Origin of the sequence: Enterobacter cloacae complex sp. FDA-CDC-AR_0164, from assembly GCF_003071645.1 — a bacterium.
Lineage (GTDB): Bacteria > Pseudomonadota > Gammaproteobacteria > Enterobacterales > Enterobacteriaceae > Enterobacter > Enterobacter ludwigii.
In genome coordinates, this window is the sequence record NZ_CP028950.1 from 1,829,608 (window position 1) to 1,848,106 (window position 18,499).

Annotated in this window: 21 protein-coding genes; 14 read left to right on the top strand and 7 right to left on the bottom strand. The window is 56.6% G+C overall.

Annotation, left to right across the window (positions count from 1 at the left end):
- Window positions 1–47: 47 nt before the first annotated feature.
- Complete coding sequence (crp, locus tag AM410_RS08865; protein ID WP_000242758.1) at window positions 48–680, bottom strand: cAMP-activated global transcriptional regulator CRP; 633 nt, start codon at window positions 678–680, stop codon at window positions 48–50.
- A 311-nt stretch (window positions 681–991) separates the two neighbouring features.
- Here crp and AM410_RS08870 point away from each other — a divergent pair, with 311 nt between their 5' ends.
- A complete protein-coding gene (locus AM410_RS08870; RefSeq protein WP_025202873.1) occupies window positions 992–1,396 on the top strand; it encodes an OsmC family protein in 405 nt (134 codons plus the stop codon).
- 66 nt (window positions 1,397–1,462) lie between these two features.
- Here the strand turns inward: AM410_RS08870 and AM410_RS08875 are convergent, their stop codons facing one another.
- From AM410_RS08875 to AM410_RS08885, 3 genes are read right to left on the bottom strand one after another with little or no spacing between them, the layout of a single operon-like run.
- The gene (locus AM410_RS08875; RefSeq protein ID WP_014171927.1) at window positions 1,463–2,332 is read right to left on the bottom strand and encodes a phosphoribulokinase; all 870 of its coding nucleotides are present in this window, start codon (window positions 2,330–2,332) and stop codon (window positions 1,463–1,465) included.
- A 30-nt stretch (window positions 2,333–2,362) separates the two neighbouring features.
- The gene (locus AM410_RS08880; RefSeq protein ID WP_003861664.1) at window positions 2,363–2,581 is read right to left on the bottom strand and encodes a YheU family protein; all 219 of its coding nucleotides are present in this window, start codon (window positions 2,579–2,581) and stop codon (window positions 2,363–2,365) included.
- A complete protein-coding gene (locus AM410_RS08885) occupies window positions 2,578–3,600 on the bottom strand; it encodes a hydrolase (RefSeq protein WP_014171925.1) in 1,023 nt (340 codons plus the stop codon). Before AM410_RS08885 ends, AM410_RS08880 begins: the two co-directional genes overlap by 4 nt.
- A gap of 228 nt (window positions 3,601–3,828) precedes the next feature.
- On the opposite strand from AM410_RS08885, the gene mdcA reads away from it, so the two are divergent.
- The 8 genes from mdcA (at window position 3,829) to mdcH (ending at window position 10,874) form a co-directional block, all read left to right on the top strand.
- Window positions 3,829–5,484: a malonate decarboxylase subunit alpha gene (mdcA, locus tag AM410_RS08890; protein ID WP_014171924.1), complete on the top strand. Its 1,656-nt coding sequence runs from the start codon at window positions 3,829–3,831 to the stop codon at window positions 5,482–5,484.
- Window positions 5,484–6,341: a triphosphoribosyl-dephospho-CoA synthase gene (locus tag AM410_RS08895; RefSeq protein ID WP_041162887.1), complete on the top strand. Its 858-nt coding sequence runs from the start codon at window positions 5,484–5,486 to the stop codon at window positions 6,339–6,341. The genes mdcA and AM410_RS08895 overlap by 1 nt, the downstream gene beginning before the upstream one ends.
- A gap of 9 nt (window positions 6,342–6,350) precedes the next feature.
- Window positions 6,351–6,650 carry a malonate decarboxylase acyl carrier protein gene (gene mdcC / locus AM410_RS08900; RefSeq protein ID WP_020884595.1) on the top strand — a complete coding sequence of 100 codons (300 nt, stop codon included), beginning with the start codon at window positions 6,351–6,353 and terminating at the stop codon, window positions 6,648–6,650.
- Window positions 6,643–7,476 carry a biotin-independent malonate decarboxylase subunit beta gene (locus AM410_RS08905; RefSeq protein ID WP_047954760.1) on the top strand — a complete coding sequence of 278 codons (834 nt, stop codon included), beginning with the start codon at window positions 6,643–6,645 and terminating at the stop codon, window positions 7,474–7,476. Before mdcC ends, AM410_RS08905 begins: the two co-directional genes overlap by 8 nt.
- On the top strand, window positions 7,476–8,276 hold the full coding sequence (mdcE, locus tag AM410_RS08910; RefSeq protein WP_032670503.1) for a biotin-independent malonate decarboxylase subunit gamma: 801 nt from the start codon (window positions 7,476–7,478) through the stop codon (window positions 8,274–8,276). Before AM410_RS08905 ends, mdcE begins: the two co-directional genes overlap by 1 nt.
- A 122-nt stretch (window positions 8,277–8,398) precedes the next feature.
- The gene (locus AM410_RS08915; RefSeq protein WP_014171919.1) at window positions 8,399–9,358 is read left to right on the top strand and encodes an AEC family transporter; all 960 of its coding nucleotides are present in this window, start codon (window positions 8,399–8,401) and stop codon (window positions 9,356–9,358) included.
- A 2-nt stretch (window positions 9,359–9,360) separates the two neighbouring features.
- Window positions 9,361–9,978: a malonate decarboxylase holo-ACP synthase gene (locus AM410_RS08920; RefSeq protein ID WP_044857565.1), complete on the top strand. Its 618-nt coding sequence runs from the start codon at window positions 9,361–9,363 to the stop codon at window positions 9,976–9,978.
- Window positions 9,978–10,874, top strand: a complete 897-nt coding sequence (gene mdcH / locus AM410_RS08925) for a malonate decarboxylase subunit epsilon (RefSeq protein WP_083599694.1) — start codon at window positions 9,978–9,980, stop codon at window positions 10,872–10,874. The genes AM410_RS08920 and mdcH overlap by 1 nt, the downstream gene beginning before the upstream one ends.
- Here the strand turns inward: mdcH and AM410_RS08930 are convergent.
- Window positions 10,863–11,813: a LysR family transcriptional regulator gene (locus AM410_RS08930; protein WP_014171916.1), complete on the bottom strand. Its 951-nt coding sequence runs from the start codon at window positions 11,811–11,813 to the stop codon at window positions 10,863–10,865. The genes mdcH and AM410_RS08930 overlap by 12 nt on opposite strands.
- Window positions 11,814–11,828: 15 nt before the next feature.
- A complete protein-coding gene (locus AM410_RS08935; RefSeq protein WP_073397612.1) occupies window positions 11,829–13,733 on the bottom strand; it encodes an ABC transporter ATP-binding protein in 1,905 nt (634 codons plus the stop codon).
- Between the two features lie 138 nt (window positions 13,734–13,871).
- On the opposite strand from AM410_RS08935, the gene kefG reads away from it, so the two are divergent.
- The 4 genes from kefG (at window position 13,872) to slyD (ending at window position 17,127) form a co-directional block, all read left to right on the top strand.
- Entirely contained in the window at window positions 13,872–14,423 is a 552-nt protein-coding gene (gene kefG / locus AM410_RS08945) for a glutathione-regulated potassium-efflux system ancillary protein KefG (protein ID WP_020884601.1), read from the top strand.
- On the top strand, window positions 14,423–16,228 hold the full coding sequence (kefB, locus tag AM410_RS08950) for a glutathione-regulated potassium-efflux system protein KefB (RefSeq protein WP_020884602.1): 1,806 nt from the start codon (window positions 14,423–14,425) through the stop codon (window positions 16,226–16,228). Before kefG ends, kefB begins: the two co-directional genes overlap by 1 nt.
- Before the next feature lie 13 nt (window positions 16,229–16,241).
- On the top strand, window positions 16,242–16,442 hold the full coding sequence (locus tag AM410_RS08955; protein ID WP_013099038.1) for a YheV family putative zinc ribbon protein: 201 nt from the start codon (window positions 16,242–16,244) through the stop codon (window positions 16,440–16,442).
- A gap of 94 nt (window positions 16,443–16,536) precedes the next feature.
- A complete protein-coding gene (slyD, locus tag AM410_RS08960; RefSeq protein ID WP_014171912.1) occupies window positions 16,537–17,127 on the top strand; it encodes a peptidylprolyl isomerase in 591 nt (196 codons plus the stop codon).
- A gap of 54 nt (window positions 17,128–17,181) precedes the next feature.
- On the opposite strand, the gene AM410_RS08965 is transcribed toward slyD, so the two are convergent.
- Window positions 17,182–17,400, bottom strand: a complete 219-nt coding sequence (locus tag AM410_RS08965) for a protein SlyX (RefSeq protein ID WP_020884603.1) — start codon at window positions 17,398–17,400, stop codon at window positions 17,182–17,184.
- Between the two features lie 237 nt (window positions 17,401–17,637).
- On the opposite strand from AM410_RS08965, the gene fkpA reads away from it, so the two are divergent.
- A complete protein-coding gene (gene fkpA, locus AM410_RS08970) occupies window positions 17,638–18,459 on the top strand; it encodes an FKBP-type peptidyl-prolyl cis-trans isomerase (protein ID WP_014171910.1) in 822 nt (273 codons plus the stop codon).
- Window positions 18,460–18,499: the final 40 nt, after the last annotated feature.

The following is an 18,499-nucleotide window of genomic DNA, read 5'->3' on the forward strand; positions in this document are numbered from 1 at the left end:
GACAAAAACGGCGTGACACCTTGCGATGGCACGCCGTTTGAGCGGAATTAACGCGTTCCGTAAACCACGATGGTTTTACCGTGTGCGGAGATCAGGTTCTGATCTTCCAGCATTTTCAGAATACGGCCCACAGTTTCACGGGAGCAACCGACAATCTGACCGATTTCCTGACGGGTAATTTTAATTTGCATGCCATCAGGGTGAGTCATCGCATCGGGTTGTTTCGCCAGATTCAGCAGGGTCTGAGCGATACGGCCGGTCACGTCCAGGAAGGCGAGGTTACCCACTTTCTCAGATGTCACCTGCAGACGGCGTGCCATCTGCGAAGAAAGACGCATCAGGATGTCAGGGTTAACCTGAATCAACTGACGGAATTTCTTGTAGGAAATTTCAGCCACTTCACATGCTGTCTTTGCACGAACCCAGGCGCTACGTTCCTGGCCTTCTTCAAACAGGCCCAGTTCACCGATGAAATCGCCCTGGTTCAGATAAGAAAGGATCATCTCTTTCCCTTCTTCATCTTTGATCAGCACTGCCACCGAGCCTTTGACGATGTAATACAACGTTTCCGCTTTTTCACCCTGGTGAATCAGCGTGCTCTTCGATGGGTACTTATGAATGTGGCAATGAGACAAGAACCATTCGAGAGTCGGGTCTGTTTGCGGTTTGCCAAGCACCATGCGCTGTTATCCTCTGTTATAAGCTGTCACCAGAGTCATAAGATGCATCCGGACTCTGGGGTTGCAATCGAATTCTTACCCATACCCTGGGAAGTCGGCTATCGTAACGTTTCGCAGCCAGTAAAGTTTGATGTCCTCTGCATACATGTGTAACGTCAATGTATTACTGTAGCATCCTGAGTGTTTTAGCATAGCTTTCGCCGCGTGTCTCCTGGTGTCTCGCTTCAGCATGACGCAGGTCGCCTTCCATTGCGAGAAATGTAACGCACGCGTAATCTGTCACCAAAAATGCAACGTTGGAGTGAGTGAATATGCAAGCGCGTGTGAAATGGGTTGAAGGTTTAACGTTCCTGGGCGAGTCCGCTTCAGGACACCAGATTTTGATGGATGGTAACTCCGGCGATAAAGCACCAAGCCCAATGGAAATGGTGCTGATGGCAGCAGGTGGATGCAGCGCAATTGATGTGGTGTCGATCCTGCAAAAAGGCCGTCACGATGTGACCGACTGCGAAGTAAAACTCACCTCAGAACGCCGCGAAGAGGCACCACGCCTGTTCACCCACATTAACCTGCATTTCATCGTCAGCGGGAAAGAACTGAAAGACGCGGCGGTCTCACGCGCGGTCGATCTTTCAGCGGAGAAATACTGCTCGGTCGCCTTAATGCTCGAGAAAGCGGTAAAAATTACGCATTCGTATGAAGTGATCGACGCCTGATATTGGGGGGCATCGTTCACCCTGATGCCCTCACCGAAACCCTCTCCCACGCGGAGAGGGAAATCATCAGGCGATTTTCTTCCCTTCTATCAACCGCTGTACCAGCGGCATCATAATTAATTCCATTGCCAGCCCCATTTTTCCGCCCGGAACCACTAACGTATTCATGTGCGAAATAAACGAGCCCTGCAGCATCGCCAGCAGCCAGGGGTAATCAATGCCGTCGAGATTGCGGAAGTGGATAACCACAAAGCTCTCATCCAGCGACGGGATACTTTTGGCGGCGAACGGGTTAGAGGTGTCCACTGTCGGTACGCGCTGGAAGTTGATATGCGTGCGGGAGAACTGCGGCGTCAGATAAGTAATGTAGTCTTCCATGGAGCGCACGACGGAATCCATCACCGCCTCACGTGAATGGCCGCGCTCGCTGATGTCACGCGTCAGCTTCTGGATCCACTCAAGGTTCACGATGGGCACCACGCCAACCAGCAGATCCACGTGACGCGCCACGTCATGCTGCGGCGTCACCACGCCACCGTGCAACCCTTCGTAAAACAGGACGTCGGTTGGTTCCGGCAGCGGTTGCCAGGGCGTAAAGGTGCCGGGCACCTGGTTCCAGGGAACGGCTTCATCGTAGGTGTGCAGATATTTGCGTGACTGCCCCTTGCCGCTCTGGCCGTACTCCTGAAAGGTTTGCTCCAGCAGGCCGAAGTCATTGGCCTCCGGGCCGAAGTAGCTGATGTGTTTACCCAGATCGCGCGCCTTGCGGATAGCCATATCCATCTCCGGGCGCGTGTAGCGGTGAAAGCTATCGCCTTCGACCTCCGCCGCACGGAGATTCAGTTGGGCGAAAATCTTACGAAAAGCGAGGCTGGTCGTGGTGGTTCCCGCACCACTCGAACCCGTAACGGCAATAACCGGATGTCTGGCAGACATAGCAACTCCCTGACTGGAAAGGTTTAAAGATCAGCCATGAAACGCGTTGCGGGGCATGATATTGACCGTCTCATGCAGTTCAGACCATACCAGCACCACGTCGCCGCTTTTGAGCTGGCGCTTCACATCGTTGACCTTTTGCTCAAGCGAACGTTCATGTTCACCATAATCGGTACCTTCGCGCAAGACAAAGCTTTCAATCAGATTATCGAGCGTTTCGGGGGAGAGGTCCTGCCATGGAATAATCATTTTGCACCGTCCAGATAAGGGGTAAGCCAGTCAGGAATACGCGACTCCAGCCACATTTTCGGGCGACGCAACGTTCCACCGATGAACCCCACGTGACCACCATGCTCTGTCAGCTGGTAGTGAACGTTGGCAGGCAAAAATTCCTGCGCGGGGATAGAGTGATGATCCATAAACGGGTCATCTTTGGCATGAATGATAAGCGTCGGTTGCGTGATCTTGCTGAGCAGCGGCATGGCGCTGCACTGACGGTAGTAGTCAATCGCATCGGCAAAACCGTGAATTTTGGCGGTGATCAGATCGTCGAATTCGCGGATGCGACGGACCTTTTTCAACTGACGCAGGCTCACCGGCAGCGTATCCGGATAGGCCTTCAACTTGCGCGCCGCGTTGGCTTTCAGCAGGTTGAGCAGGTAACGCTGATAGACCCGGGAAAAGCCTTTCTCCATATGGTAGCTGCACTGCTCCAGCATAAAGGGCGCGGAGACAATGACGGCCGCATCCAGCGGCACGGTGTCGCCCTCTTTTGCCAGCAGGCAGGCCAGCATATTGCCGCCCAGCGAGTAGCCCACGGCCGCTGTCGGGACGGTACCAAAGTTTTCCCGTAACCAGTGTAAAAACCAGGTGCCGTCTTCGGTTTCACCCGAGTGATAGATGCGCTTCTGGCGATTCGGTTCGCCGCTACAGCCGCGAAAGTGCATCACCACGCCGAGCCAGCCCCGCGCTTTGGCTGCCTGGATGAGCCCGTGTGCATAGGGGCTGTGCAGACTGCCTTCCAGACCGTGAAAGACCACCAGACGCGGCTTGTGGCGCGCCTGTTCTGGCTCTTCGCTCCATGCCAGGTCCAGAAAGTCACCGTCCGGTAAGTCCAGCCGTTGCCAGTGCGGCGTGAACTGAACCTTACGGCGGATGAGTCGCGGCAGCATGGTCTGCAGATGGCAATTGGCCACGCCGCGCATGGGCACGAACTCGGTGCTGTCTTCGGCGATGATGTCGAAGTCTGATGGAATGATTTGGCTCATAACGGCGATGCTAATTCTTGTCAGTTATTTTCTGTTCTTTCCGAATTGTACCCCGTTTAGCCTGGTTTTCCGAAACATGAACTGATCTCGATCACAAATATTTACCTTGATTATTACTCTCAGGCTAATGATTCCGCCCTGCGCTTAATTGATGACTTCCTCGCCACAGCGCACACTTTACTCAACGTTAAGCAAATCAGAATGATGTGCTGAATCAGGAGGTTAATAATGTTATCTGGGCAAACACCCACCCGGCAATGGAACACACGACGCACCGAGAAAGCGCGTCGTCTGGCCTCCGTACCGGTGCAGGGCAAGGTACTGCCAACCGGCGATCTTGTCGCCATGCTGGAAAAACTGATCGCGCCTGGCGACAAAGTCGTTCTGGAAGGTAATAACCAGAAGCAGGCCGATTTCCTTTCACGCTCGCTGGCTGAAGTGAACCCGCAAATCGTGCATGACCTGCACATGATTATGCCAAGCGTGGGCCGTAGCGAGCATCTGGATATCTTTGAGAAAGGTATCGCCCGCAAGCTGGACTTCTCCTTCTCCGGTACCCAGAGCCTGCGTATCTCGCAGCTGCTGGAAGATGGTCAGCTCGAAATTGGCGCTATCCATACCTACATAGAGCTCTATTCACGTCTGTACGTGGATCTCTCGCCAAACGTGGCGCTGATTGCCGGCTTTAAAGCGGACCGAAAAGGTAATCTTTATACCGGCGCAAGCACTGAAGATACCCCCGCGCTGGTGGAAGCGGCCGCATTCCATGACGGCATTGTCATCGCACAGGTGAATGAGCTGGTGGACGACGAATGCGACCTGCCGCGCGTTGATATTCCCGGCTCCTGGATTGACTTCGTGGTGGTGGCCGACAAACCGTTCTTTATCGAACCGCTGTTTACCCGCGACCCGCGTCTCATCAAACAAGAACATATCCTGATGGCGATGATGGCCATTAAGGGCATTTATGCGGAACATCAGGTGCAATCCCTGAACCACGGGATTGGTTTTAATACCGCGGCGATTGAACTGCTGCTGCCGACCTACGGTGAACAGCTCGGCCTGAAAGGCAAAATCTGTAAACACTGGACCCTTAACCCGCACCCAACCCTGATCCCGGCGATTGAAAGCGGCTGGGTGGAAAGCGTGCACTGCTTCGGCGGCGAACTGGGGATGGAAGAGTACATTCGTGCACGTCCGGACATCTTCTTTACCGGTGCCGACGGCTCTATGCGTTCCAACCGCGCCTTCTGTCAGCTGGCAGGCCAGTACGCCGTTGATATGTTCATCGGCTCAACCCTGCAGGTTGACGGGTATGCCAACTCCTCAACCGTGACCCGTGGTCGTCTCTCTGGTTTCGGCGGTGCGCCAAACATGGGCCATGACCCGCATGGTCGTCGTCATGCCACCCCGGCCTGGCTGAACATGATCACCGAACCTGATCCGATGCAGCGCGGTAAAAAACTCGTCGTCCAGATGGTGGAAACCTTCCAGGCAGGCGTGAAACCGACCTTTGTGGAAAAACTCGATGCTGTTGACGTTGCGAAAGCGTCCGGGATGCCTCTGGCTCCGGTCATGATCTACGGCGACGACGTGACACATGTGCTGACGGAAGAGGGGATTGCTTACCTCTATCGCGCAGAAAGTCTTGAAGAGCGCCGGGCGATGGTTGCGGCCGTCGCGGGGATCACCGATATCGGTCTGGGCGTCGATGCCAAGCGCGTGGCGCAGTTGCGCCAGAGCGGCAAAGTGGTTTACCCGGAAGATATGGGGATTCGCCGCACCGATGCCACCCGTTCTCTGCTGGCAGCAGGCAGCGTGTCAGACCTGGTTGAATGGTCTGGCGGTCTTTACAACCCACCTGCGAAATTCCGGAGCTGGTAATGAAACTTCTGCCCCAGATTCAGGTTGAAGGCGGTGCCGAATGGCTGGCGCGAACCGCCACGCAGTGTCTGATTGACGAAGCACAGTTAAGCCCGAAACCCGGTCTGGTGGACAGTCGGGGGAACGGCGCGCACCACGATCTGTCGCTCGCGTTGATGGAGCGTTCCGCGCGCAGCCTGACCCCCACGTTTCAGGCGCTGGCGCAACACAGCTGGCAGCGTCCGGCGGATATTGCGCTCAGGCAAACCATAGGGCGACTCGGCCGTGAAGGTGAGCAGCAGATGATGGCGGCTACCGACGGTGTAAATACCCACCGCGGCGCGATTTGGGCGCTAGGGCTGCTGGTCAGTGCCGTGGCGATGCTCGGTGGCGATGCCAGCGCGCAGGCGGTAGCGAATACCGCGGCACAGCTGGCGAAACTGCCCGATGACGCGGCGCCGAAAGTGTTCAGCAAAGGGCTACGCGCCACGCGCCGCTACCGGGTTCCGGGCGCACGTGAAGAGGCTCAGCAGGCATTTCCACACGTGATGCAGCGTGCTCTGCCGCGGCTTCGTCTGAGCCGTCTTAACGGCAGCAGCGAAACGTACGCAAGGCTCGATGCGCTGATGGCCATCATGACGTCGCTTACCGACACCTGCGTGCTGTCGCGCGCCGGGATGGCGGGGCTGGAGGCCATGCAGAACGGTGCGCGTGCGGTGCTGAGCGCCGGAGGATGCGCGACATCCGCAGGCCAGATGGCGCTGGCGAGATTAGACCGTCACATGCTGGCACTCAATGCCTCACCGGGCGGAGCTGCCGACCTGCTTGCCGCCACGCTGTTTCTCGATCGCATCGAAACGCCTTATTCAAAGCATTAAGAGGATGTTATGGAAAAAATCACATTAACCATGCCAGCGAGCCGCGCGTTAAGCGGCAAAGCGCTCGCAGGGGTTGTTGGTTCCGGGGATATGGAGGTGCTGTTTGCCGCCGAACCGGGCCAGACGTTAACCATTGATATCACCACGTCCGTCGACAACAGCCGCGGTCGCTGGGAGGCGTTGTTCAACCGCCTGCACACCGTCAGCAGCCTGCCTGCAGGAAAACTGACGATCCACGACTTTGGCGCGACGCCGGGGGTGGCACGCATTCGTATCGAACAGGTTTTTGAAGGGGTGAGCCATGCGTGATGATCGGAGTTTTATTGAATTAAAAGCTCGCCAGCGTGCGCAGGCATTGCTGGACGACGGGAGCTATCGCGAACTGCTGGATCCTTTTGAAGGCATTATCTCCCCGTGGCTGGGGCCGCAGGGCATCGTTCCTCAGGCCGATGACGGCATGGTGGTCGCCAAAGGCACCCTCAACGGTCAGCCTGCGGTAGTGGTGGCGATCGAAGGTGCGTTCCAGGGCGGCAGTATGGGCGAAGTGTCCGGCGCCAAAATGGCGGCCGCGCTGGAGCTGGCGGCAGAAGATAACCGCAACGGGATCCCGACGCAGGCGGTACTGTGTCTCGAAACCGGCGGCGTGCGTCTGCAGGAAGCCAACCTGGGCCTGGCGGCCATTGCCGATATTCATGCAGCAATTGTTGACCTGCGCCGTTACACCCCGGTGGTCGGGATTGTGGCCGGGACCGTGGGCTGCTTCGGTGGGATGTCTATCGCTGCTGCACTGTGCAGCTACCTGATTGTCACCCGCGAAGCGCGTCTCGGTCTGAATGGTCCTCAGGTTATCGAGCAGGAAGCGGGGATTGACGAGTATGACTCCCGCGACCGTCCGTTTATCTGGAGCATGACCGGTGGCGAAGTCCGCTATGAAAGCGGCCTGGTAGATGCACTGGTTGGCGATGGCGTGAATGCGGTGAAAGCGGCGATGAACGACGCGATTGCCAAAGGCGTGCCTGCAAAACATCGCACCGATAACTATGACGATTACCTGAACCGTCTGACGAATTTCGACACCCGCAAACAGGCCGATGCCGAACAGATTAAAGCGCTCTTTGCCCGGGAGGTGAAATGATGACTAACTCAGTAAGCCGTGGCGAACTCTGGCTGCAAACGCTCGCGCCGAACGCCAGACGCCTGGAAGGGTTATGCCCGTCCGTACAGGCGGCCGATGGTGAACTTAACGGTGAAACGGTACGTTTTGTTGCCGTGGTACCGGATGCCAACAACCACTTCCCGCGCGCGGCGAAAGGGGAAGTCGGTCTGCTGGAAGGCTGGACGCTGGCGAAAGTGGTGAGCGAAACCGTTGCCGCCGATGCCAACAGCGCCGTGAAGCGCCCGATCGTGGCGGTGATTGACGTGCCAAGCCAGGCCTATGGCCGTCGTGAAGAGGCATTTGGTATTCACCAGGCGTTGGCCGGCGCGGCGGCGGCCTATGCTAACGCGCGTCTGGCCGGTCATCCGGTGATTGGGCTTATCGTTGGTAAAGCGATGTCCGGCGCGTTTCTGGCGCACGGGTACCAGGCAAACCGCCTGATTGCCTTTAACGATAAAGGCGTGCTGATCCATGCCATGGGTAAAGAGTCTGCGGCGCGTATTACGCTACGTACCGTGGATGCGCTGGAAAAACTGGCGGCAACGATCCCGCCAATGGCCTATGACATCAGCAACTACGCCACACTGGGGCTGCTTTCCAACCTGCTGGACATCAGCAACCCGGATGCCCCTTCTGAAAACGATCTGACGCAGGTGAAAACCACGCTGCAACAGGCCATCCATGACGCTCGTCAGGACAACACCCTGAAAAACCGTCTCGGTGCTGACAATCGCCGCAGCTCTGCCCTCGTACGCGAACGCATGCGGGCAAGCTGGTAAGTAAAAAGAGACCTGCCAGATGCACTCCCCGCGGACGTAACCGTTACGTCCGCGCGGGAACCTGCATCCTGAAAATAATAATCATCGCGCCAGTGCTTAAACTTTTTTACTACAGGTGAATTATGACTTACGTAATTGTTCATGCTCTTGCACCGATTTTCGTCATCATGCTGCTGGGATTCTGGGCCGGTAAGGCAAAGATGGTCGATAACAAAAATGTCTCCCTGCTCAATATTTTCGTCATGGATTTTGCTTTGCCTGCCGCGCTGTTCAGCGCCACGGTGCAAACCCCGTGGACCGGCATCGTAGCCCAGTCGCCGCTGATTCTGGTGCTGACCCTGGCGATGTGGATAACCTACGCGGCCATTTACTTCCTCGCGACCAGCGTCTTTAAAAAATCCCCACAGGATGCCGCCGTGCTTACGCTGACGGTTGCGCTGCCAAACTATGCCGCGCTTGGCTTGCCGATTCTGGGCAGCGTGCTGGGTGAAAGCTCTTCAACCTCACTGTCCGTGGCGGTCTCTATTGCCTGTGGTTCGGTATTGATGACGCCGTTCTGCCTGCTGATTCTGGAACGTGAAAAAGCGCGTGCCGAAGGCAATAACTCCGGTTCAACGCTCTCGATGCTGCCGGTGCTGATGTGGCGCTCGATTAAAAAACCGATTGTGATGGGTCCCCTGCTGGGTGTGATTTTGTCTGCTATCGGCATCAAAATGCCTGAACTTGTTCTGGCCGCCATTAAGCCACTGGGGCTTTCTGCAACGGCTGCCGCGCTGTTCCTGACCGGGGTGATCCTCTCTGCGCGTAAGCTGCAGATCAACACCATGGTGATTACCTCAACCGTTGCCAAGCTGCTGATCCAGCCTGCGATTGCCTGGGGTATCGTTCTGATCTTCGGTCTGCACGGCTCCGTGGCGATCACCGCTATCCTGATGATTGCGCTCTCCGCCGGTTTCTTCGGCGTGGTGTTCGGTAACCGCTTTGGCGTGCAGTCTCCGGATGCGGAAGCGGTGCTGCTGTTAAGCTCGGTACTGTGTATCCTGTCGCTGCCGCTGTTTATCTCGCTGACTTCAGGAATGTAATCATGACCACAACATTACGCCCTCACGACCTCATCTGGCTTAACGCGCGTGACGCGCTGGAAGGCATCACTGACGACTGGGTGGATGCGGTATGGCATACCGGTTTGCCGGTGGTCGTGCGGCGTGATGTTGATAACGCTGGCCGTATTCCCGTTGGGGTACGCGGTTTACGCCGCGACCAGCGGGCGGCCGGTTGGGTGAAGCCAGACAACGTCGTGCGGGTGGTCTCACCCGAGGCGTTGAGCGTGACCGCCGATCTTCTGCGTTCACCGTTTGTGACTCAGCCACCGGTGCAGGTGGCGTTGCAACTTTCTCAGCAGGCATGGCCGTGGACGTGGGGAATTACGGGCAGCACGGGCTACGCCCTGGCGACCGGTATTCCGGTCATTCATGCCGACAGCGATCTCGATTTGCTGGTGCGAGCCCCTCAGCCTCTGTCGGCTGACGCTTTTCGTGTCTGGGCGTCACAGCTCAGCCGCGCGTTATGTCGGGCAGACACCCAGGTCGACACCCCTGAAGGCGGCTTTGCGCTGACGGAGTGGCTGCGCGACGGCAAAACGTTGCTGAAGACCCGCCGTGGGCCACGTCTGGTGGCGGACCCGTGGCACAGGGAGGAGTGATGAAAATACTGTTTACCTTTCCAGGGCAGGGCACCCAGCATGTCGGTATGCTGCAAAACCTGCCTGGCACGACGCTGGAGCAGGCCCGCGAGGTATTGGGTGGCGAAGTCGATACGCTGGATACCGCGGCAGCGTTAACCCACACGCGAGCCGTTCAGCTTTCGTTGTTAATTGCCGGTGTTGCCTGGGCGCGTGAGCTTGAACAACGCGGCGTGGCACCGGATATCGTCAGCGGTCTGTCTATTGGCGCGTATCCGGCCGCGGTCATTGCCGGTGCGCTGGAATTTGCCGACGCGCTGAAGCTGGTCGCGCTGCGTGGCGATCTCATGGAGCAAGCCTATCCGCACGGTTATGGCCTGACCGCGATAATGGGGCTGACCCTGCCTCAGGTTGAAGCGTTGCTGGAAGGCACCGGAACGTATATCGCCAATCTGAACGCGGAAACGCAGATTGTGATCGCCGGCACCGATGAGGGGATGGCGCAGGTGGCGAAACGCGCGCTGGCAAAAGGGGCTAATAAGGCGCATCGGCTGACCGTCAGCGTGCCTTCCCATTGCGGACTGCTGGCGGAGCCGGCGCACAAGCTGGTGGAGGCATTCACATCCGTCACGCTCACACGCCCGCGCTGTGCTTACCTGAGCGGCAGCACAGGACGCGTGCTCTGGACGCCTGAGAAAATCGCGGACGATCTGGCGATGAATATGGCGCGCACGGTGCGCTGGCAGGAAGCGGTGATTTCTGCCAACGAGCGTGAAGCCCGGCTGGCGATTGAAATGCCACCTGGCGGAGTACTGACCTGCCTGACGCGTCAGGCGGCCTGGAAAGGGGAGTCGGTTTCGCTGGAGCGCAGTGGTGTAGACGTGGCGGTACACCTCGCTAAGCGGCTACAAAGGTAGGGTCTGCGCAGGGTCGGTGGCGATACTGCGGGCATACATTCGCCCTTCGGCTGCCAGTGCCCGCAGGCTGGGGTCTTGCTCGCGGTTGCGGGCAAACACAATGGCAATCAACTGCTGCATTTGATACGGCTGAGCCAGCTTCAGTAGCTGTACTGAGTTCTCATACACTTTCTTCATTCTGCCTGGCATGAGCGTAAAGCCCACGCCCGCCTGCACCAGACTCAGCATTGAGAAAATGTCATTTACGCGGGTGACGATTTCCGGTTCGAAACCGGCAATATGAAACGCCTCCTGAAACCCGGCGTAGGTGGCAAACCCTTCCGACAGCGCGACAAACTTCTGGTCTTTGTAATCACGTAAGTCGGCAGGCCCGCTGGTGTTCAGCGTGGCAGAGGCCGGTGCGGCAAGAAAAATGTCGTCATGGAACAGGGGGAGCACTTCCAGACTGTTGCGGTCGATATCGCTTTCGGAAATAGAGATGAGGATGGCGTCGAGCAAACCGTCGTCCAGCATACGCAACAGGGTCTCGTTAGAGCCCATCGTCAGGTCCATCTCCAGGTCCGGACGGCGCAGTTTCATCCCCATAATCAGGCGTGGCACGGTTTCCAGCGTCAGCGAGTAGAGCGTGCCGACGCGCAGTCGTCCCTGGCCAACGCCGGCCGTTTTGCGCGCTTCTTCCAGCCCGCGCGCCATTACCTGCATTACTTCCTGACAATATTCCAGCAGCGTCCAGGCTGAAGGCAGCGCAATGAGATTACGACCTTTGTGCGTAAAGAGCGGGCAGCGCACATTTTCTTCGAGAGTATGCAGCGCGCGGTGCACGCTAACGCCGCTCAGGCCAAGCGCTTCGGCGGTACGGGCGATATTGCCCTTCTCCATAAAGGTCATGAAGATGCTGAGTTTACGAAATGTAATGTCGCTCGTGATATCGAAACTCATAACCCTCCCGGGGATTTAGTCGGCCTGCAGCATGGCTTCCAGCTGTTCCTGGGCGTCCAGCCACGCCATCTCGCACGCTTCGAGGCTGGATTTCGTTTTCGCCTGTGTCTGCAGGCAGTCGGTCAGTTCTGCCTTACGGCTCTGGTCATACAGACCGCTGTCGCCCAGCTTCTCTTCAACGGTAGCCAGCAGAGCGTTAAGTTTCTCCATCTCCTTTTCGAGACGGGCAATCTCTTTACGCAGCGGCTGGGTTTGAGTACGCAGTTCCGCTTCACGGCGCTTCTGGTCTTTACGCGCCTGGGCGCTGTTGGCGTTATCTTTCGACGAGTCGTCCGGCTGGTTTTCCTGCTTCTGCACGTCCGTTAGCCACTGCTGATAGTCTTCCAGATCGCCATCGAACGGCTCGACTTTGCCATCGTGCACTAAATAGAGATCGTCCGTTGTAGAGCGGATCAGGTGACGATCGTGCGAGACGACAACCAGCGCGCCTTCAAACTCAATTAACGCTTCGGTCAGCGCCTGACGCATGTCGAGATCGAGGTGGTTTGTAGGTTCATCGAGCAGCAGCAGGTTCGGACGCTGCCAGACGATAAGCGCCAGCACCAGACGCGCTTTCTCGCCGCCGGAGAAACGTTCGGTGTTTTCGGTGACTTTATCGCCCTGGAAGCCAAAGCCGCCAAGGTAATCGCGCAGCTTCTGCTCCATCTCCTGCGGCGCCAGTCGCGCGAGGTGTTGGATGGGCGATTCATCTGCGCGTAAGAATTCCAGCTGATGCTGGGCGAAGTAGCCAAGCTTAATGCCTTTTGCCAGGCCGATCTCGCCGCTGACCGGGTTAAGCTCGCCCGCGAGTAGTTTAATCAGCGTCGATTTACCGGCGCCGTTACGCCCCAGCAGACCAATACGTGAACCCGGCACCAGGTTGAGCTTGATGGAGTCGAGAATAATGCGATCGCCGTAGCCAGCGCTCACCTTTTCCATCTTCAGCAGTGGGTTCGGCAGGCTCTCGGGCTCGCGAAAACTGAAGTGGAACGGGTTATCGACGTGCGCCGGGGCGATCATCTCCATGCGTTCCAGCATCTTGATGCGGCTCTGGGCCTGCTTGGCTTTAGAGGCTTTTGCCTTGAAGCGGTCAACAAAGCTTTGCAGATGCGCCACGCGCTGCTGCTGGCTTTCGTACATCGCCTGCTGTTGAGCAAGGCGCGTCGCGCGCTGGCGCTCGAATGAGCTGTAGTTGCCGGTGTATTCAAACAGGTTTTGCTGTTCGATATGAATGATTTTATCCACCACCGGGTCGAGGAAGTCGCGGTCGTGGGAGATCAGAATCAGAGTGCCCTGATAGCTCTTGAGCCACTTCTCCAGCCAAATAACCGCATCGAGATCGAGGTGGTTAGTGGGTTCATCAAGCAGCAGCAGGTCGGAACGGCAAATCAGTGCCTGCGCCAGGTTAAGGCGCATACGCCAGCCGCCGGAGAAGTCGCTGACGGGGCGTTCAAGCTGTTCGTTGCTGAAACCCAGACCGTGCAGCAGGCTGGAGGCGCGGGAGCGAATGGTCCATGCGTCGATGGCGTCCAGCTTACCGTGGACGGTGGCGATAGCATGACCGTCATTACGCTCGTTGGCAGCGTTCAGTTCAGCTTCCAGCTTACGGTATTCACGATCGCCGTCGATAACATAGTCGAGAGCGGGTTCGCTCAGGGCAGGCGTCTCCTGGTTTACCCAGGCAAGCTGCCAGTTGCCCGGATAGGTAAAGTTACCGCCGTCAGCGCTAATCTCGTTTTTCAGCAGCGCAAGCAGGGTCGATTTTCCGCAGCCGTTTTTGCCGACCAGACCCACTTTTTGACCGGGATTGATGGTGGCGGAGGCGTTATCCAGCAGGACGCGCACGCCGCGGCGAATTTGTAACGAGGAGAAAACAATCATAGAAGCGCCGTATGTTCCGACTATGTTAATTTGTCATTATGATAATGTAAGGTGTGGGCCATTTTCCGCACCGGGCCGCCATGGTAGCCCAAAACAACGACGATACACAAAAACAGAAACAGAACCGGGAGGGGAGTGATGTCTCAGACAGCGAAAGTGCTGCTGCTGTATGCCCATCCGGAATCTCAGGACTCGGTGGCAAACCGGGTTCTGCTTAAGCCGGCTACTCAGCTCAGCAATGTGACGGTGCACGATCTCTACGCGCACTATCCTGATTTCTTTATTGATATTCCTTACGAGCAGGAACTGCTGCGTCAGCATGACGTGATTGTGTTCCAGCATCCGCTTTATACCTATAGCTGTCCGGCACTGCTGAAAGAGTGGCTGGACCGTGTGCTGAGCCGGGGGTTCTCCAGCGGGGTGGGGGGCAACCAGCTGGCGGGAAAGTACTGGCGCAGTGTCATTACGACCGGTGAGCCAGAGAGCGCTTACCGCCACGACGGTCTTAACCGTTATCCCATGAGCGATATCCTGCGACCGTTTGAGCTGACGGCCGCGATGTGCCGCATGCACTGGATGAGCCCGATTATTGTCTACTGGGCGCGTCGCCAGAAGCCTGAAGCGCTGGCGAGCCACGCCAGAGCGTATGGCGATTGGCTGGCATCACCGATTTCGGCGGGAGGTCGCTAATGGAAGGATCGAATTTACTCCTGGCCGGCGTGCTGTTTTTATTTGCCGCAGTGGTGGCGGTTCCGCTGGCCGCCCGGCTGGGCATTGGCGCGGTGCTGGGCTACCTGCTGGCCGGTATCGCCATTGGCCCCTGGGGGCTGGGGTTCATCAGCGATGTGGATGAAATTCTCCACTTCTCTGAACTGGGCGTGGTGTTCCTGATGTTCATCATTGGCCTCGAACTGAACCCGTCAAAACTGTGGCAGCTCCGGCGATCGATATTTGGCGTGGGGGCGGCGCAGGTCTTGTTCAGTGCCGCGATTCTGGCCGGGCTGTTAATGCTGACCAACTTCTCGTGGCAGGCGGCAGTGATCGGCGGAATAGGTCTTGCGATGTCGTCGACAGCGATGGCGCTGCAGTTAATGCGTGACAAAGGGATGAACCGCAACGAGGCAGGACAGCTGGGCTTTTCGGTACTGCTGTTTCAGGACCTGGCCGTGATCCCGGCGCTGGCACTGGTGCCGTTACTGGCAGGCTCTGGTGACGATCATTTTGACTGGGTCAAAATCTCCATGAAGGTGCTGGCCTTCGCCGGCATGCTGATTGGCGGACGTTTCCTGCTGCGGCCGGTGTTTCGTTTTATTGCCGCCTCTGGCGTGCGCGAGGTGTTTACTGCCGCGACGCTGCTGCTGGTGCTGGGCTCGGCATTGTTTATGGACGCGCTGGGGCTGTCGATGGCGCTCGGTACGTTTATCGCCGGGGTGCTCCTTGCCGAAAGCGAATATCGTCACGAACTGGAAACGGCTATCGATCCGTTTAAAGGGCTGCTGTTAGGGCTGTTCTTTATTTCGGTGGGAATGGCGCTCAACCTGGGCGTGCTCTATACCCATTTGCTGTGGGTGGTGATGAGCGTTGTTGTACTGGTGGCGGTAAAAACGCTGGTGCTGTACGTCATGGCACGGATATACGGGCTGCGCAGTTCCGAACGCATGCAGTTTGCCAGCGTCTTAAGTCAGGGCGGAGAGTTCGCGTTCGTGCTGTTCTCCACCGCCTCCTCCCAGAAGCTGTTTAAAGACGATCAGATGGCGCTGTTGCTGGTGACGGTCACGCTGTCGATGATGACCACCCCGCTGCTCATCAGGCTGGTGGATAAGCTGCTCTCACGGCGTTTAAATCCGACAGAGGATGAAGATGAGATGCCGTGGGTGGAGGATGATAAGCCGCAGGTGATTGTGGTGGGCTTTGGCCGCTTTGGGCAGGTGATTGGACGTCTGCTGATGGCGAACAAAATGCGCATTACGGTACTGGAGCGCGATATCAGCGCGGTGAACCTGATGCGTAAATACGGCTACAAGGTTTACTACGGCGACGCGACCCAGCTCGAACTGTTGCGTTCAGCGGGGGCAGAAGCAGCAGAATCCATCGTGATTACCTGCAACGATCCGGAAGATACGATGAAGCTGGTGGAACTGTGCCAGCAGCATTTCCCGCATCTGCATATTCTGGCGCGTGCGCGTGGACGTGTTGAAGCGCACGAACTGCTGCAGGCAGGTGTGAAGCACTTCTCCCGTGAGACATTTTCCAGTGCGCTGGAGTTGGGACGTAAAGCGCTGATTTCGCTGGGCATGCATCCCCATCAGGCTCAGCGGGCCCAGATGCATTTTCGCCGGCTGGACATGCGAATGCTGCGCGAATTAATGCCGGTACACTCTGATACGGCGCAGATCTCCCGCGTGCGGGAAGCGCGTCGCGAGCTGGAAGAAATTTTCCAGCGAGAGATGCAACAGGAACGACGCCAGCTCGATGGCTGGGATGAATTTGAATAAAGGGTAACGAAAGATGGCTGTACGTAAACGCTTTATTGCGGGCGCAAAATGCCCGAGCTGCCAGGCGCAAGATACGCTGGCGATGTGGCGGGAAAATAATATTGATGTCGTAGAGTGTGTTAAGTGCGGTCATCAGATGCGCGAGGCGGATAAAGAAGCCCGCGATCATGTTCGCAAAGAAGAGCAAGTTATCGGGATTTTTCATCCGGACTAGCGATATGCCCTGAGTTTTTTTAAGCTAAAGGGTACACGGGTGCAGATTTCCGCTACAATCTGCGCCAGCAATTTTCCCTTGCTCAGGAGATATCATGAAAGTAGCAAAAGACCTGGTGGTCAGCCTGGCCTATCAGGTACGTACAGAAGACGGTGTGTTGGTTGATGAGTCTCCGGTGAGTGCGCCGCTTGACTACCTGCATGGTCACGGTTCCCTGATTTCCGGCCTGGAAAACGCGCTGGAAGGTCACGACGTTGGCGACAAATTCGACGTTGCTGTTGGCGCGAACGACGCTTACGGTCAGTACGACGACAACCTGGTGCAGCGCGTTCCTAAAGACGTGTTCATGGGCGTTGACGAACTGCAGGTTGGCATGCGCTTCCTGGCGGAAACTGACCAGGGTCCGGTTCCTGTTGAAATCACTGAAGTGGAAGACGACCACGTTGTGGTTGACGGCAACCACATGCTGGCTGGCCAGAACCTGAAATTCAACGTAGAAGTTGTTGCGATCCGTGAAGCGACCGAAGAAGAGCTGGCTCATGGCCACGTTCACGGTGCGCACGGTCACGACCATGACCACGATCACGGCCACGACGGCTGCTGCGGTGGTCACGGCCACGATCACGACCATGGTCACGACCACGGTAAAGGTGGTTGCGGTAACGGCGGCTGCGGTTGCCACTAATTCCGTTATGCGGAAAATAAAAAAGCGGGATAATAATCCCGCTTTTTTTACGCCTCAATAATGAGGTGGTGGCGTCTCTTCTGACTGAGAGGCAATATGTGACGGCTGTGTGGCCTTCAGTTTGTCCGTCAGCAGGCGCATGAGATCCCGCAGTTTCGCCATTTCCAGTTCATGTGCGGTCACAGTCTGGTTTAGCTCTTCGATGGTGATGTCCTGGAAAGCCAGGCGGCTTTCCAGCTCAGCCATTCTCGCTTCTAACATTGTGTCCTTCATCATTCACCTCGTTGTATCTCATTAACCACAATCGGCCAGCGGCGGCGAAGTTTAACTGAGTTTATCCTTAAGTTCAGTATCTATCCCCTTGGCAAGAAACTTATTTAAACAAAAATAGTCTGAAAAGTGGCGAGAATCGGGAGAGTCTGTCTGTAGATTTCTTCCGCAACGTTTTATAGTACGTAACTCATTTACGTTTAACGCTGGGGTGAGAGTCCCCAGGCCCTGGAGATATGGATGAAATCACTGTTTAAAGTAACGCTGCTGGCGACGACGATGGCTGTTGCGCTGAACGCGCCGCTGTCCTTCGCTGCTGATACTGCTGCGAAGCCTGCTGCAACTGCAGACAGCAAAGCGGCGTTCAAAAATGACGACCAGAAATCCGCCTACGCACTTGGCGCATCTCTGGGTCGTTACATGGAAAACTCTCTGAAAGAACAAGAGAAACTGGGCATTAAACTGGACAAAGCTCAGCTGATCGCGGGCGTTCAGGACGCATTTGCAGATAAGAGCAAACTGTCTGACCAGGAAATTGAACAGACTCTGCAGGCGTTCGAAGCACGTGTGAAAGGTGCCGCTCAGACCAAGATGGAAGCGGATGCAAAAGACAACGAAGCGAAAGGCAAAGCTTACCGCGATACCTTTGCTAAAGAGAAGGGCGTGAAAACCTCCTCTACGGGTCTGGTGTATAAAGTTGAGAAAGAAGGTACCGGTGATGCGCCTAAAGACAGCGATACTGTCGTGGTTAACTACAAAGGTACGCTGATCGACGGTAAAGAGTTCGATAACTCTTACACCCGTGGTGAGCCTCTCTCCTTCCGTCTGGATGGTGTGATCCCAGGCTGGACTGAAGGTCTGAAAAACATCAAGAAAGGTGGCAAGATCAAACTGGTTATTCCACCGGATCTGGCATATGGCAAAACCGGCGTTCCAGGTATCCCTGCTAACTCTACCCTGGTCTTTGACGTAGAGCTGCTGGACATCAAGCCAGCACCGAAAGCTGATGCGAAACCAGAAGCGCAGGCAGAACAGAAAGCTGCGACAGACGCGAAGAAGTAATGGAATGAAAACCGCCGCCTTTAAGGCGGCGGTTTTTTTT

What these genes read in the sequence shown, in the direction of transcription:
- AM410_RS08920 (WP_044857565.1), top strand. Translation starts at nt 9,361, where the DNA reads ATGACCACAACATTACGCCCTCACGACCTCATCTGGCTTAACGCGCGT.
- AM410_RS08885 (WP_014171925.1), bottom strand. Translation starts at nt 3,600, where the DNA reads ATGAGCCAAATCATTCCATCAGACTTCGACATCATCGCCGAAGACAGC.
- mdcE (WP_032670503.1), top strand. Translation starts at nt 7,476, where the DNA reads ATGACTAACTCAGTAAGCCGTGGCGAACTCTGGCTGCAAACGCTCGCG.
- mdcC (WP_020884595.1), top strand. Translation starts at nt 6,351, where the DNA reads ATGGAAAAAATCACATTAACCATGCCAGCGAGCCGCGCGTTAAGCGGC.
- mdcA (WP_014171924.1), top strand. Translation starts at nt 3,829, where the DNA reads ATGTTATCTGGGCAAACACCCACCCGGCAATGGAACACACGACGCACC.
- AM410_RS08880 (WP_003861664.1), bottom strand. Translation starts at nt 2,581, where the DNA reads ATGATTATTCCATGGCAGGACCTCTCCCCCGAAACGCTCGATAATCTG.
- fkpA (WP_014171910.1), top strand. Translation starts at nt 17,638, where the DNA reads ATGAAATCACTGTTTAAAGTAACGCTGCTGGCGACGACGATGGCTGTT.
- AM410_RS08930 (WP_014171916.1), bottom strand. Translation starts at nt 11,813, where the DNA reads ATGAGTTTCGATATCACGAGCGACATTACATTTCGTAAACTCAGCATC.
- AM410_RS08915 (WP_014171919.1), top strand. Translation starts at nt 8,399, where the DNA reads ATGACTTACGTAATTGTTCATGCTCTTGCACCGATTTTCGTCATCATG.
- slyD (WP_014171912.1), top strand. Translation starts at nt 16,537, where the DNA reads ATGAAAGTAGCAAAAGACCTGGTGGTCAGCCTGGCCTATCAGGTACGT.
- AM410_RS08870 (WP_025202873.1), top strand. Translation starts at nt 992, where the DNA reads ATGCAAGCGCGTGTGAAATGGGTTGAAGGTTTAACGTTCCTGGGCGAG.
- AM410_RS08875 (WP_014171927.1), bottom strand. Translation starts at nt 2,332, where the DNA reads ATGTCTGCCAGACATCCGGTTATTGCCGTTACGGGTTCGAGTGGTGCG.
- mdcH (WP_083599694.1), top strand. Translation starts at nt 9,978, where the DNA reads ATGAAAATACTGTTTACCTTTCCAGGGCAGGGCACCCAGCATGTCGGT.
- AM410_RS08935 (WP_073397612.1), bottom strand. Translation starts at nt 13,733, where the DNA reads ATGATTGTTTTCTCCTCGTTACAAATTCGCCGCGGCGTGCGCGTCCTG.
- kefB (WP_020884602.1), top strand. Translation starts at nt 14,423, where the DNA reads ATGGAAGGATCGAATTTACTCCTGGCCGGCGTGCTGTTTTTATTTGCC.
- kefG (WP_020884601.1), top strand. Translation starts at nt 13,872, where the DNA reads ATGTCTCAGACAGCGAAAGTGCTGCTGCTGTATGCCCATCCGGAATCT.
- AM410_RS08905 (WP_047954760.1), top strand. Translation starts at nt 6,643, where the DNA reads ATGCGTGATGATCGGAGTTTTATTGAATTAAAAGCTCGCCAGCGTGCG.
- crp (WP_000242758.1), bottom strand. Translation starts at nt 680, where the DNA reads ATGGTGCTTGGCAAACCGCAAACAGACCCGACTCTCGAATGGTTCTTG.
- AM410_RS08955 (WP_013099038.1), top strand. Translation starts at nt 16,242, where the DNA reads ATGGCTGTACGTAAACGCTTTATTGCGGGCGCAAAATGCCCGAGCTGC.
- AM410_RS08895 (WP_041162887.1), top strand. Translation starts at nt 5,484, where the DNA reads ATGAAACTTCTGCCCCAGATTCAGGTTGAAGGCGGTGCCGAATGGCTG.
- AM410_RS08965 (WP_020884603.1), bottom strand. Translation starts at nt 17,400, where the DNA reads ATGAAGGACACAATGTTAGAAGCGAGAATGGCTGAGCTGGAAAGCCGC.